This window comes from Mesorhizobium sp. M7A.F.Ca.CA.004.12.1.1, from assembly GCF_003997835.1.
GTDB lineage: Bacteria > Pseudomonadota > Alphaproteobacteria > Rhizobiales > Rhizobiaceae > Mesorhizobium.
The window spans coordinates 1-12,445 of sequence record NZ_RZRK01000079.1 but is presented as its reverse complement, the minus strand read 5'-3'; the positions used below and the strand labels follow the sequence as shown (position 1 = coordinate 12,445).

The 12,445-nt window shown below is 61.8% G+C and carries 16 protein-coding genes and 1 pseudogene; all 17 read right to left on the bottom strand.

Translation table 11 applies throughout. From position 1 onward, the window contains the following. A partial coding sequence (locus EN984_RS06625) for an HK97 gp10 family phage protein (protein WP_164765392.1) occupies nucleotides 1–295 on the bottom strand: 295 nt, incomplete at its 3' end. Next, the gene (locus EN984_RS06620) at nucleotides 292–663 is read right to left on the bottom strand and encodes a head-tail adaptor protein (protein ID WP_164748674.1); all 372 of its coding nucleotides are present in this window, start codon (nucleotides 661–663) and stop codon (nucleotides 292–294) included. The genes EN984_RS06620 and EN984_RS06625, both read right to left, overlap by 4 nt. Beyond that, on the bottom strand, nucleotides 638–838 hold the full coding sequence (locus EN984_RS38160) for a hypothetical protein (RefSeq protein ID WP_127266617.1): 201 nt from the start codon (nucleotides 836–838) through the stop codon (nucleotides 638–640). Before EN984_RS38160 ends, EN984_RS06620 begins: the two co-directional genes overlap by 26 nt. Before the next feature lie 2 nt (nucleotides 839–840). After that, nucleotides 841–1,356, bottom strand: coding sequence for a class I SAM-dependent methyltransferase (locus EN984_RS06610; protein WP_164748673.1), 516 nt, complete (start codon nucleotides 1,354–1,356; stop codon nucleotides 841–843). A gap of 46 nt (nucleotides 1,357–1,402) precedes the next feature. Next, on the bottom strand, nucleotides 1,403–2,323 hold the full coding sequence (locus tag EN984_RS06605; protein ID WP_128361519.1) for a hypothetical protein: 921 nt from the start codon (nucleotides 2,321–2,323) through the stop codon (nucleotides 1,403–1,405). Beyond that, nucleotides 2,323–2,916 carry a head-tail connector protein gene (locus tag EN984_RS06600; RefSeq protein WP_127266781.1) on the bottom strand — a complete coding sequence of 198 codons (594 nt, stop codon included), beginning with the start codon at nucleotides 2,914–2,916 and terminating at the stop codon, nucleotides 2,323–2,325. The genes EN984_RS06605 and EN984_RS06600 overlap by 1 nt, the downstream gene beginning before the upstream one ends. Beyond that, nucleotides 2,910–3,389 (bottom strand): hypothetical protein, encoded by a 480-nt coding sequence (locus EN984_RS06595; RefSeq protein ID WP_127266780.1) that lies wholly within the window; start codon nucleotides 3,387–3,389, stop codon nucleotides 2,910–2,912. Before EN984_RS06595 ends, EN984_RS06600 begins: the two co-directional genes overlap by 7 nt. Nucleotides 3,390–3,412: 23 nt before the next feature. Then, complete coding sequence (locus EN984_RS06590) at nucleotides 3,413–3,700, bottom strand: hypothetical protein (RefSeq protein WP_127375049.1); 288 nt, start codon at nucleotides 3,698–3,700, stop codon at nucleotides 3,413–3,415. Between the two features lie 63 nt (nucleotides 3,701–3,763). Beyond that, nucleotides 3,764–5,134, bottom strand: a complete 1,371-nt coding sequence (locus EN984_RS06585) for a phage major capsid protein (protein ID WP_127266778.1) — start codon at nucleotides 5,132–5,134, stop codon at nucleotides 3,764–3,766. 10 nt (nucleotides 5,135–5,144) lie between these two features. Continuing rightward, complete coding sequence (locus EN984_RS06580) at nucleotides 5,145–6,002, bottom strand: head maturation protease, ClpP-related (protein WP_127266777.1); 858 nt, start codon at nucleotides 6,000–6,002, stop codon at nucleotides 5,145–5,147. Further along, a pseudogene (locus EN984_RS38630) lies at nucleotides 5,999–7,158 on the bottom strand (phage portal protein). The gene EN984_RS06580 and the pseudogene EN984_RS38630 overlap by 4 nt, the downstream one beginning before the upstream one ends. Before the next feature lie 117 nt (nucleotides 7,159–7,275). Beyond that, a complete protein-coding gene (locus EN984_RS06565) occupies nucleotides 7,276–8,910 on the bottom strand; it encodes a terminase TerL endonuclease subunit (protein ID WP_236383317.1) in 1,635 nt (544 codons plus the stop codon). Nucleotides 8,911–8,971: 61 nt separating this feature from the next. Then, nucleotides 8,972–9,457 (bottom strand): AraC family transcriptional regulator, encoded by a 486-nt coding sequence (locus tag EN984_RS06560; protein ID WP_127266774.1) that lies wholly within the window; start codon nucleotides 9,455–9,457, stop codon nucleotides 8,972–8,974. Between the two features lie 90 nt (nucleotides 9,458–9,547). Further along, nucleotides 9,548–9,841, bottom strand: coding sequence for an HNH endonuclease (locus tag EN984_RS06555; protein ID WP_127266773.1), 294 nt, complete (start codon nucleotides 9,839–9,841; stop codon nucleotides 9,548–9,550). Between the two features lie 144 nt (nucleotides 9,842–9,985). Continuing rightward, entirely contained in the window at nucleotides 9,986–10,660 is a 675-nt protein-coding gene (locus EN984_RS06550) for a transcription termination/antitermination NusG family protein (protein ID WP_164748672.1), read from the bottom strand. Then, entirely contained in the window at nucleotides 10,632–11,810 is a 1,179-nt protein-coding gene (locus tag EN984_RS06545; RefSeq protein ID WP_127266771.1) for a helix-turn-helix domain-containing protein, read from the bottom strand. The genes EN984_RS06550 and EN984_RS06545 overlap by 29 nt, the downstream gene beginning before the upstream one ends. Then, nucleotides 11,807–12,445: hypothetical protein (locus EN984_RS37595; RefSeq protein ID WP_206517406.1), on the bottom strand; the 639-nt coding region annotated here is incomplete at its 5' end. The genes EN984_RS06545 and EN984_RS37595, both read right to left, overlap by 4 nt.

Genomic DNA, 12,445 nt, shown 5'->3' with positions numbered 1-12,445 from the left:
GCTCCTGCCACCGGGCGTAATAGGCAACCTCGTTGCCGGCGAAGATCGTCAGCGTCAGATCTCCGCCTAGTGATGCTTTGACCACCGCGACGACGTAGCTGCCCTTCGGTGCCTTGCCCCAGGTCCAGCCGATGCTATCGCGCAGTTCGCCGCGGTCGACAGGCACCAGCGATTTCATCATGGCGACGATGATGTCGGCCTGTTTCTCCATCGCCGCACGGATCATGTCGCGGGCGACTTTAGGTAATGCTGTCAATTTGCGCTGCAACTTGGCGAGCCGGAGGATTGAGGTCATGACGCCACCCCGCTCTCCACCAAGATGTCGATCCATGCGCGATCCTCAGTCGGATTGATCGCCTTGATGGCGTAGGTGATGCCCGTCCACTTAGTGCCGACCCAAGCACCGGATCGCACATCCCTGGCTTGCCAGTCTGTGGTGATTTGCTTGCTCAACGAGTTGGCCCTGACCGTGAGCAGGACAGGCTGGCGTCCTTCCAGACGCGCCGCCATAACCGTCTCAGTGCCGCGAAGATATTGACGCCGGGCAGACACGATGAATCGCTCTTCGAACGGTCCTTCGGTATTGCCGTCATCCGGACCGGAGTACGGGCCGCGGCTGTCGAATGCGATGTTTTCCCTAAGCTGGCCGGTTGTCGTTTTCATCTGACACCTCTGGATCAGAGAACTTACCGCGCTTGCGTAGCCGCACAGCTTTGCCGGCATCGATCGCCGCAGCTCCGCATCGTGTAGTGACAGAAACCGACATCCCATCACGATAGGCGATTGTCACGGCCGGCGTTGGCTTCCAGTCGAAGTCACCAGTGAAGCGAACCCACATGGTCAGACCCTCATGAAAGCCAGCCACGTCCCCTCGACATGCTGGATTAGTCGCCGTCCGCTTTTATGGAGTTCCTCAAGCACAGCCTGCACGTCGACCGTCCCGCGAGCATGGTAATCGTGATAAACGATCATCCCGCCCTTGCGGACACGGTTAAGCGCAAGGAACTGATCCTGCATGACGCCCCTCGCGCCATGATCGCCGTCGATGAAGGCGAAGTCGCATTCCGGAAGATCGTCGATCAGGAGATCGTGCGAACCATGGCGCGCGATCAGGAGCCGGAAGCGCGAATCGTCCAACGCCAGGTGCGCCGGCTGCTGTGGAACCTCACGCCGCTGCACAATCTTGTCGGTGACGTAGCCTTGCGGCACGTCGATGCCGACATAGCGCTCGATCGTCACAACGTTGCGCAGCAATGCCTTGGCAGTGCGCCCTTCATTCACGCCGAACTCGATGGCGACCTTGGGCGCAACCGATCGCGCGAGCGCTACGAGCACCTCTAGTTCGCCGGGGTTCATGAAACGGGCGTTTAGCCCGCTCCAGTCGATCGGATGGACGTCAAGGTCAGCCTGCGGAACGGCCGGCAGCTTGAGCAGCGAAGGCTCGTAGACGGGTCGTTGCGGCTGGAATGTCGATGGTTTTCTGGCAAGCATGGCTGTGGCTGAAACACTGACAGGGGTTGATCGGATCGATGCCGAGGTAAGGCGAATATCGGGCCCCGCCGGCAAAGGATGAAGAGTTCTCGTAGCCGCCGAAGATGACGGTGGCCGGCGTTCCGACCGCCTGCGCGAGGATCGCCGCAAAGCCCGGCGAGGTGACGACGAGCGCGGCGACCGAGGTCAGGGCGGCGATGGTTTCGAAGTCCAACTCACCACGGTGGAATTCGACGTCGGCCTTGATCGGGTGGCCGGCCATCCATTCCTTACCCGACACCAGGTCGGCGACCGACACGACGAAGAAGTCGTCGCGAATCGTTGCGAGCAGGTCGCGATAGGCATCGTGATCGGGATTGCGTGCCTGGCAACCGCTCCACTCGGTGCGCTCGTTCAATGGGCGATAGATGAGGATCGGTTTTTGCGGCCGCCATGTGTCGAGCAGCTGACGAACCTGCTTCATCCAAGCATCTGGAATCGGCAGCCGAAAATCCGCCGTCGCATAGTCCGTTCCGGTCACCCGGCACATCGCTGCCAGAACAGACCCCTGCGAGCGGACCTGGTCAGGCGAATAGCTGACCTGCACGGCACGGCGGAAGCGCGGCAACCCGCCGCGATGGAATCTTCCGGCTTCGCGGCTGGCGTTCTTGGCCTGCGTGCGCAACACCGTCGCCTTGTGGATGACTTTCAGCCCATCGGCGATCAGGTCGTGATATGGCGCGACCCACGAGCTTTCGAGATAGACTTCATGGCCGCGCATCAATTGCCGGATCACGGCGCGCTGGTGGAGATTGTCACCCAGACCGTGCATGCCGCGGACGAGGAGGGGCATCATCGGTATATTTTCCGCATCTCGATCAGGCTGTTCGCCGAAAATGGGATTTCCGCGACGACAGCGCCGATCGCAACCGGCTCGCGCGATTGATACCAATTGGCGACCAGGATCATGACGATGAGCCGATCCACCGGGTCCTGCTTGAGATCGGGATCGTCGCCGGAACCAGTTACGTCAGGATCGTCAAAGCCGGCCATGAAGCGCAAGCGCACGGCCTGCGGGCGGTTCGACAGGGCCGGTGACGAAAAGGCATCGGTGAAACGGAGGGTCGCGCCTTCGGCTGTGACGACATAATACCAGTCGCCCGGCGCAAGCGTCTGCTCGACATGGTTTTCATCGAGATAGAAGACTTCAGTCACGTCGCGAATCGGCGCAGCGGGAATGGCAATCGGCCCACACCATCTATCGACGCGGTACTCGAACTCCGTTGGCAGCAGGATCCTGCCCATGCGATCCTCGGCAAGGCGTGTTGCAGCGCGGATGTAGGCCTTGATCAGTTCGTCATCGTCAGTCGTATCGACGATGACATGTGCCTTCACGTCGTCGACTGAGACGAAAAGGCCGTCAGGCTGTGAAAGCCGCATCAACATGCAAGCGCCTCCTCGAGGCTCATCTTCGGAAACCGTGAAAGGGTGGAAACAGGGCTGCAGTTGATCACCGCTATGCCAAGGTGCGCGAGCATCTCGGCCGCATTGTCGAGGCACCGGCGCCAGCGTTCGACATTCTTGGTCGACGGATTGTTCATCAGGCGCGGATGTTTTCCATGCCAATGCACGCCCAGATCGATGCGCATGTCGTAGCCGACCAGGATCACCTTGCGCGCACCGAACTGGACGGCCAGGTTCAATGCCTGAAATCCGCTGTTGCCACCGGACCCGATGGTCCCTGGCCGATCCAGTTGCAAACGGTCAGAGCCTCGTTCAAGAGCCACGCGGCGGAGACCCCACTGCGACGCCGCCACCGGATCCTGACTGATCTTCAATCCGGCAAATTGGCTTGCACCGGATGCGGCGTTCCACCACGCCAGATCGTGGGCATAAAGAACGTCGGCCCATGGTGCCAACTGCCACGAATTGTTGATGGCGATCAGTCTTGCCCGACCTCTGGCGATTTCGAGCGGGACTTGGGATGCTGATGGTCCGCTGGCGACGATGACGGCTGTTTGCCGGTGCCAGTCCGGGAACCAGAAGGGCGCGAGGATGCCTTGCCGGCCGCCTCCGCATCCGGGAGGAAAAGACCACCCTCGTAGAGAACCTTCGCGCGGCGGTGGGCAATGGCCGGAAAATCGCCATCCTTGCCGAACCGCGCGCCTTTTTTCACACGGCCCTCCTGGCCGAGCCAGGGCCGCAATGCGGTACCGGAAACATCAGACATCTTCATCTCCCTTGAATGGCCGGGCGGCGTCTGTCGCCGCCCGGATCGATTGGCCCGACCCGATCAAGTCGCCGAGGTGAATCCGCCGTAGATGAAGGCTTCGGGGCGGAACACGGCGAGAGCCACGCGCTCTTCGCAGCGCATGGTGAGCATGTTCTTTTCGAAGTCGTCATTGTTCTCGGTCGCGATCTCGACACCCATCTCCTCGCGATCGTAGAGCTGCGCGCCGCCGGCAAAGGCGCCGGTGAGGAAATTGCCCTCGAAATCGGCAATCTCGGTCGGTACGACAGGGAGGCCCCACAGCGTCGAACCGGCCAAGCGAAGCGGATTGGCGAACACGTACTGGCCGTTTTCGTCCTTGGTCAGCTCGGTTGCCGCCCAATCCATGAAATGCATCACGATGCCGGTTGCCGGCAGCCGCGCCAGTTGCGCCTGCAGCATGGCCAGCCGGATGTCGTCGATCCGGTTGTGATGCGGCACGGTGAACGCCGGCGCGAATGCCTCCGCCTGCGGGATGATGCCGTGCAGATGGACGCCAGTACCGTCGCCGAAGAGGATTTCCTCTTCCTCGACATATTTCAGGCCATAGCGCATTTCGCGGTCGACGTCTGACTGCAACTGCTTGAAGTCGGCCAGGATCTGCTTCGATGCCTTGAAGATGTGGGCGATCGTCGAGACAGGCGTCATCTTGCTGTCGTAGGCGATCGTCGATTCCGGCTTCTTCGTGCCTTCCGACACGACACGCGCCGCATTGGTGAAGCCGGTTTGCTGAACCCAGAAAATAGCCGGGCTCTGGGTCTGGCCGACAGGGATCAGGTCACGCACAAACAAGCGCTGCTTGGGCGCCACCTGAATGCCGGGCAGGATCTGCGGCTGGACGATGCCGGGATTGTCGCCGACCGGATAGTCGACGCTGGTGATTGCGGCATTGACCGAGAAGCGGTGCTTGCCGCGCGCCGAGGACCCCTGTGCGGCGAAATCCTTCGTCTTCTGATCGGCGACCAACTGGGCGCCGATGGTCTTGTGAGCGGACGTCTTGTCGCCCGGGCGGCGAACGATTTCCTGCTCTGCCGCCGTGAGGCGCGCCTGGGCTTCGTTCAAGGCTCCCTTGAGAGACGTCTGCTCGATAAGAAGCTTGTCGACATCGGACTTGGTGGCGGTCAGAAGTTCGCCCTTGTTCTTGACCTCGGCCAGGGCCTCTTCGGCCTTTTTGGACAATTCGTCCGACTTCTGGTTGAACTTGGTGGTGACCTCCGCGAGTTTGTCGGTGAGGGCCTTGAAGTCCTGCGCCGATACTGCCGCCGCACCCTCGGCGATCAGCAAGCCGCTCGAATGATGTGTGGTCAGGATGTCCGGTCCAAGGCCGAAGGCTACGGCGATCACGGCAAGGGTGAGCAGCCCGGCAATCGCCAGGAGCGTATAGGTCTTATTCATTGGATTTCTCCTAGGGGTTGATGTCTATGCGCGACAGGACGTTCATCGCCTGGCGCATTTCGGCTTCACCAACGTCACGTGTGGTGTCATCGGCAACGTCACGTGTGCCGGTCTTCAGTTCGGAAATCAGGCGCTTGCGTTCGGCCTGTGGCAGGCCGGCCTTGGCAAGTGCCAATTCGACCCGGCGAGCGGCTGCGCTGGCGCCGAGTTCAAGGCTGGCCTTGGCGTCCTTGGCGACCTGGTCGGCCGGCAGGAACGCATCGGCAAATCCCTTGTCGACGGCGTCAGAGCCGGCAAGCCAGGTTTCCTTGTCCATCATCTTGGCAATGTCCTTGGCGTCCATACCAGAGCGGGCGGCGTAGACGTCCGCGGACGCCTTATCGAAGGATTGAAGGACATCGGCAATGTCATGCAAGTCGTTGCGATCGCCGACCGCCATTACCCAGGTATTGTGGATCATCAGGAACCCGGCGCGGGGAACCTCGATGCGGTCGCCCGCCATACTGATGATCGAGGCCGCCGATGCGGCCATGCCTAGAACCTTGACGGTCACCTTCTGCTTGTGATCTCGCAGCAGGTTGTAGATGGCGAGGCCTTCCATGAAATCGCCGCCGGGCGAATTGATGTTGACCACGACCTCACGATCGCCAATGGCGCGCAGCGCGCCGGCGATGCGGCGAGCCGTAACGCCATCGCCGAAGAAGTCGGCGCCGATGACGCCGAGGATCGAAATCGTGTTCTCGGTGGTATCGTCGGATGCTGCACGGATGTCGGCCTGCCAGCGACCAAGCGCCGACGGGCAAATTTCAGATCCAAGACCGGAGCGCATGGATATGGCCGGCATCGCCGGCAGGTCACGAACGGTCATGCCGCTTTCCTTTCCTCGCGCTCTTCGATCAGCCAGGCACGCAGCGCATTGCGCACCGAGTTCGCGTCACTTTGCTGCTTTCCGATCTGGTCAAGAGGCACCAGGGCGGACTGGACGGTGAGAACGTCGCCGCCCGGCTTGGGCGCCAGATTGTCGAGCTTTCGCAACTCGTCCCGGGTGCGCAGTCCGTTCTGCGCCAGCGACGACATCAGCGCGGCACGGCCGGCGCTGTCGGCGCGGAGGAGCCCCTCGAAGTTGAATTCGAAATAGATGCCGGCGGCCCTGTCGGTCGGCGTGACCAGGCGCGTGTTTACGGCTGATTCGATGCGCTTTAGGTAGGCCCGCAGACCAAGGATCAGCCAGCCGAGGATGATCTGTTCGACGCCGGAACCCCACATCGTCTGGCCTTCCGAGGCATGGCCGACGAGAATTGGCGGCACACCCATCCAGCGGCAGACATCTTCCACGGAGAAGCCGCGCGCCATGATCAGTTCGGCATCGCGAGGCGTGATGTTGAGCGACTGCCAATCGAAGCCCGGCGGCATGATGATGCCCGAGCCCTGGCCTTCGTGGCCCTCGAAAGGCTTGACGTAATTGTCCATGAACTGCTGGCGTTGATCCTTGTCCATCGTGACCGGCGGCTTCCAGAACCCGCTGTTGCGAAGGCCCTTGGAAAACAGCCGGGCGGACGCCCGTTCCGCCGAGATGGCTGCGCCAAGCGAACGAGCGGCATAGGCGACGGGCGAAAGCCCCTCGTCCTCGTCGTTGGTGCGAATCCCTTGATGTGGAAGACCTTGTCTTTCGGCAGGTCTTCGTTCTTGCCGCGGTCATTGAACCTATAGAACAGCCGGTCCGACGAATCGCGCAGCGGTGTGGTGTTTTCGGCCTTCATCGGCTGCAGGGCCACCAGCCTGTCACCGATGAATTTTTTCTCGGCATACGAATTGCCGAAGTCGCAAAGCGGGGCGATACGCCCTTCCCAGAACTCCACCGCCGTCTGATCGGCATTCGGCGTGATCTGAAGGATCTCGTAGAGCCGATGGTCCTTTCGCGCCGTGCGCTGATCATTCGATGCTGTCGCGAAGACGCCGGCGGGCAAGGTGGAAATCGTCTCCGAGATCAGCCGCTTCGCCGCCCACCATGTCGACAGCTTCATGGCGCTGTCCGGCGTCACGTTCTGGCCGGAATCGTGGTCGAAGCCCCACATCATACGCCACTTGTCCAGATCGGAGGTGACGTTCAACCGGCCGGTGAGCCATTTCCAGATCGCCATCTACATCACCGCGGCCGGTTGTGAGAGCCATGAAGCAAGATCGACACGTGGCTTTGCCTCCGGGTTCCAGCTCATCAGGATCGCCGCGCAAAGCATGGCGATGACGGGATCGATCTTGGTCCGGCCGGCAGCCTGTTTGGTTGCCATGTTGCCGTTGCCCTTGACTTCGATTTTCACATTTCCGACCGACCAGGCCATCATGGCCGAGCCGTCATGGCTAATCGAATTGTCGCTCAACTTGTGCTCCAGGCCCCACAAGGCCGGAGACAATGCCGGACCCTGGCGCAGCCGGTGCAGCATCAGCCCTGTGATTTCCTTCAAGGCCAGCGCGTCGACGAAGGCGGCGATGTTGTTAGGATCGAAGCCGACCGCGTTCTTTTCAGGCAGCAGGCCGGCATCGAGCAGTCGTTCGGCAATCGCCGCGATTTTCGCCACATAGGCCGAAACCTCGCACAGCGTGAGCGAGCCTTCCTCGACGAAGCCGAGCAGCCGCGGCGCAATCTCCTTACGGATTTCAAGCACCTTCGGATGCGCGAATGCATGGGTCCAGACCAGCCAGCGTCGCGTCACCTTCTCGCGACCGATGACGCAGACGCCGAACAGATCGTCGAGACCGCCGCCATCGGCGCCGACCACGGCCACTTCAGAGCGCCGAATCAGCTCTTCCAGCGTCAGCGTCTCGTCGGCGCATTCTTCCCAATATTCGGCACCGCGCCAGCCGTCGCCGGCGATGCCGACGCCGATCTCGATATTGAGATGCTGGCTGGCCCAGATCTGTTCCGTCTCGGCTGTCGCCGAGCCGTTGTTCTCGTAGTCCTCGATCAGGCGCTGCGGGCTGATCGAGCGGCCGATGTTCGGCAGCAGGTATTTCCAGTGTTTGCGATCGCGCCAGAACGTCTGGTCGCGCTGCTGCTCGGGAGGAAACTCGTATAGGACCGGCAGCATGATCGGCGCCTGGCCGCCCCTGCCGTCGCGTATCTTGCGCGCCTTGTCGAGTTCCGTCTTCCAGATACCGGCCGGCTGTTCGTCCGACTGTGTCGTGATCATCAGCAGTTGGCCACCCTGCATGGTGATGCCGCCGCCCCTGATCTGCTGCATGACCGCCGCGGCCTTCGCTTTCTTGCCCAGCTCGTGCACCTCGTCGATGATCGTCAGGATCGGTATTTCGCCGGTGACGATCGAGGTGTCGAAGGATTTGACGTCGAGCTTCGTGCCGGTCTTGCGGCGCTCGATGCATTTCAGGTGATCCTGCACCTTGAAGATGGCATCGAGCCGAGGATCGAGCCTGATCATGCCCTGCGCCTGGTCGAAACACCGTTCCGAGATGTTCTGGCTGGGCGCGACGATCAGCATCTGTCGGTTCGGCGCTTCCTCCATGAACAGCGCGGTCAGGCCGAGGGCGGCGACATAGGTCGTCTTCGAATTCTTCTTGGGAACCATGCAAAGCAGTTCCCAGACCAGGCGCTGCTTGGTGTCCGGATCCTCGCTCGCCAGGAAGGCGCACAGGATATCGCGGAACCATTCGCCACAGGCCTCAGACAGCGGCGGATTGCCGGGCACGTCTGGCAGCTTCAGCCTGTTGAAGAAAGCCAGCGCCTTGGCCGCCTTCTCCTGGTTGAGCGGGACATCGGCCATTGGCGTCTGTCCGGCCTTGATACGCTCCCACCAATCTGGACAGGCGAACCGCGGCAACGCCTCAATGGCGAGCATTTTGCGCGGCTGCTTCGCTTTCGAGCTCGGCCATCAGATCGGCGTCTGCGGCATGGGCGCGCTGCTCGTCGATCATCTTCTTGCCAACCTTGTCTTTCGATGCCGCCGGCTGGTCGCTGCCCTTGCCCATGGAAGCCTCGATCGTCATGCGGTCGTTGCGGTCGATCATGGCGCCGAGTTCACGCAAGGCCGTGACGTTGCCGGCATTGGCTTGCTCGAGGGCGATCTCAAACCGCCTGGCATCGAGCCGATCGCGCATTGCGTCGCGCTCTTTCATGTCGGCTCTAAAATACCGCTTCAACGTCGCCGGCGAGATGCCAAGAGCGTTGGCGATCCGGATGTTGACCCAGCCCAGCGCCATCAACAGCTTGACTTTGTTGCGATCTTTTTCGGTCGGCTCATACGGCGGACGGCCGCGGTTACCGAAGCCCTCACGAACCGGCTGACCGAACAGGTCAAAATTCGGCTCCATCAGAAAAAAATCTCCGAATGTGGGGGACGCGGGTCCGGCGGGGAGGGGCTTCCGGACTTTCGACCCGCCCCCCCGGTTGGTCGGCGATGGTCAGTACCAGACGCCTCGATGTTGCAGGCTGACCTGCTCGGCCTTCTGCGCTTCGCTGTCGTGCCATTCCTTGGACACGGCTATCAGGTTGTCTTCATCCCAGAACAGCACCTCGTCGCCACGATGTTCCTTGTCGTGGTGGATGACTGGGCTGTTCGGGGCAGGGTGCTTGCCGATCAGCAGCACGCCTGTCTTGCGGCAGGTGTACATGTCGCGAAGCAGGATGCGCTGCCGCACCTGCTGCCAGCGTGCGGTCTTATACCAGCGCCGCCAAGGCGCTGTGTTGCTGCTCATTGTCTGGAATCTTTTCCATTGCGGTGAAGCTGCTCGCTTCACCTGGGTCCGCCTGGCGCTTCCCTCATCCTCACTGGGATGGGTGCGAACACAGCCTCGGAAGCGAATGTGCTTCACGGTTCGGATCGTCCTAGGACGGACTCGCTATTCTGTCTTGCTGAGATTCGCAAGGGGGATCATCGCCGACACGGTGCCGCCGAACAGCATTATGTCGACCCAGAGGGAGGCGTCATTAGCCTCCCGCGATACCGTGCCTTTGCGACCAGCCAATGCGCCATCGGTCACCGTCACTCGATCACCTTCGGCTATAGGCTTGCGCCTCTTCATCTCCTCGGCTGCAAGCTTGCGGCGCTCACGCTCTGAGAGCTTGAGGAAAGCACGAAAGCCATTGATATCGCTTTCCGAAACAGGCTTTGGCTGCATCCATCCGCCGACGATGTCGACAACCTCATCCACTGCCTTGATGCCGATCAGAACACGGTCGGTGTCCGAGACGTAGATCATCAGATAACCGGGCAAAGCAGGGTTGTCCTGTTCTTCCCGCTTGGCCTTGGAACGACCTCCGCGGCGCTTGGGCTGTGTGCTGTCGACCGGCAACCACGTTTCCACGAAGAGTTTCCGCAGAGCTTCATCCACAGCATTTTCATGACCAACCGAAACGCGAAGAACGTACCAGCAGCGCACCGGTCCTGATTCGCCGGCTCCCGCCAGCAGCGCTTGTGCCCTTCGGCTCATGCCCTGCTGCCTGTCCGATTCGGCATAGCAGCGGTCGAGATTGATCACTTCCGCATCACTCAGCCGCTTCACGTCCGCCCGCATCATGGTTTCCTCGCACCGCTTGTTCAAACGTTTCCAATCCTGCCGGCCCGCCAGCCGGCATCCACACCCATTCGACGTGTCCCGGTGCAGGCAGCCAGGGCCAGCCGCGCCGATGGTGCTCGACCTCCCACTCCGTCCAGCGATCGGTGCCGACACGGACCTGCTCCATCATCTCGGCCAAGGGCTGCAGCGTTGCCGCCACCGTCACGCCACCGCCGAAGCGGGCACGGTCGTGCATGGCGTTCACCGCTGGCCATCCGTGCTTGGCCTGACGCTCCAGCTGCAGCGCTTCGCCGTCCATGGTGCCGGCCGCAATTGCGTCCTGCTGGAACCGCGTCATTGGCGGCATGGCGGCTTTCGGCCCGGTCAGCAGTTGCTTCATCCGGGCTGCCTGCCACAGCTTGCCGAAGGGTGCCGCGGTGGCTTCTTGCGCCGGCGCCGTCGCTGCGGCCAGACGCGGCAGGAACGGCACCCACATGCGGTCCTTGATGAAGGTGGCCACGGCGCAGGCCTGCTTGACGCCGGCCTTGCGGCACTCGGCCAGGAACAGCGGCACGCACGGTGCGCACTCGGCTTGGTCGGCGGCGGAAAGCTTGAACCACTCGGCCAGCATCGGCGGCTTGGGCGAGACGTCGAAACGGTCCCATCCCTTGAACGATTTGTAGAAAAGCGCCTCTGATCTTCGTCGATCCTCGCGCTCGCGCTCTCTCTCAAAACTACTGTCAGGTTTTGCTAAACCATCAGTATTTACTAGTGTTGGATTCACCGTCGACGGCATCACCGTCGACGGGTTTTCAGTCTGCGGCAAAGATGCAACACCTTCGCCGGCGGCACTGTCGCGAAGCTCGCGCGGCTCGTCGAAGATGACCAGCGAAAGCTTGCCGAATCGCCCGTCTTCGCGCTCCTGTTCCTTGTCGGCATAGCCGTGCTTGACCAACTCGTTGACGATCTTGCGCGCCTTGTCGCGCCCGCAGCCGCCGCGCCTGGCGATGTCGCCGAGAATGACGGTCCAGTTGTCCGGCTTCGACAGGAGATAGCCCAGCAGCCAGCGCGCCTCCATGGAGAGGCGCACATCTTCGAACACGTGGTTCGGCACCGTGGTGTAGCGGGCATTGCGGACGCCGCGCCGGATGGTGGCTTCCTCGCTCATGCCGCCCTCCGATTGGACAGCGGCAACGGCATCTGCCAAGGGGCAGGAGGTAGCGCGATGGCAATTCCGACAGCATCACAGTAGCGAGCTGCTTCGGTCCAGGAATTGGCATTACGGCCTTGTTTGCGCGCCGCATCGCTCCAGGCCATGCTGTCGGCGCTGTAGAGCAGGGCTCTGACGCCGGGATGGCTGAGCGCGGTGAGCTTGATGCCGAAGCCATGCAGCCGCAGATCGGCCCGCGCGGCATGGATGGCGCTCAGCACCTCGACGATGCGTGCCGGGTCGCCATTGCGCTTGCACACCGAGCCGACACCGACCCACATGTCGGGTTTCAGCCGGTCGCCATACATCTCGATGTGCCGGACATAGTCCTCGGGCGCATAGCCCTGCAGGACCGGCAGGATCGGAAACGGCAAATCTTCCGCGACCAGTAAGTCGTAGCGCTCGATGGTCAGCTTCTGGTGTTCGATTATGGTCAGGCCGGTGCTTTCCAGCGCAATCGGCTCGCACATGTAATCCTGCGCCACGGCGCCAACGATGGTGGCGACGCCATCGGCATGAAGACGGCGCAGTGCGGCGGCGTATTCGGCCACGCTGCTGCGATAGCCGCCATGCTTAACCACCTCGGTAAAAGC

Coding starts and splice junctions, on each gene's coding strand:
- EN984_RS06620 (WP_164748674.1), bottom strand. CDS start 663: ATGAAAACGACAACCGGCCAGCTTAGGGAAAACATCGCATTCGACAGC.
- EN984_RS38160 (WP_127266617.1), bottom strand. CDS start 838: ATGTGGGTTCGCTTCACTGGTGACTTCGACTGGAAGCCAACGCCGGCC.
- EN984_RS06610 (WP_164748673.1), bottom strand. CDS start 1,356: ATGAACCCCGGCGAACTAGAGGTGCTCGTAGCGCTCGCGCGATCGGTT.
- EN984_RS06605 (WP_128361519.1), bottom strand. CDS start 2,323: ATGCCCCTCCTCGTCCGCGGCATGCACGGTCTGGGTGACAATCTCCAC.
- EN984_RS06600 (WP_127266781.1), bottom strand. CDS start 2,916: ATGTTGATGCGGCTTTCACAGCCTGACGGCCTTTTCGTCTCAGTCGAC.
- EN984_RS06590 (WP_127375049.1), bottom strand. CDS start 3,700: ATGTCTGATGTTTCCGGTACCGCATTGCGGCCCTGGCTCGGCCAGGAG.
- EN984_RS06585 (WP_127266778.1), bottom strand. CDS start 5,134: ATGAATAAGACCTATACGCTCCTGGCGATTGCCGGGCTGCTCACCCTT.
- EN984_RS06580 (WP_127266777.1), bottom strand. CDS start 6,002: ATGACCGTTCGTGACCTGCCGGCGATGCCGGCCATATCCATGCGCTCC.
- EN984_RS06565 (WP_236383317.1), bottom strand. CDS start 8,910: ATGGCCGATGTCCCGCTCAACCAGGAGAAGGCGGCCAAGGCGCTGGCT.
- EN984_RS06560 (WP_127266774.1), bottom strand. CDS start 9,457: ATGGAGCCGAATTTTGACCTGTTCGGTCAGCCGGTTCGTGAGGGCTTC.
- EN984_RS06555 (WP_127266773.1), bottom strand. CDS start 9,841: ATGAGCAGCAACACAGCGCCTTGGCGGCGCTGGTATAAGACCGCACGC.
- EN984_RS06550 (WP_164748672.1), bottom strand. CDS start 10,660: ATGCGGGCGGACGTGAAGCGGCTGAGTGATGCGGAAGTGATCAATCTC.
- EN984_RS06545 (WP_127266771.1), bottom strand. CDS start 11,810: ATGAGCGAGGAAGCCACCATCCGGCGCGGCGTCCGCAATGCCCGCTAC.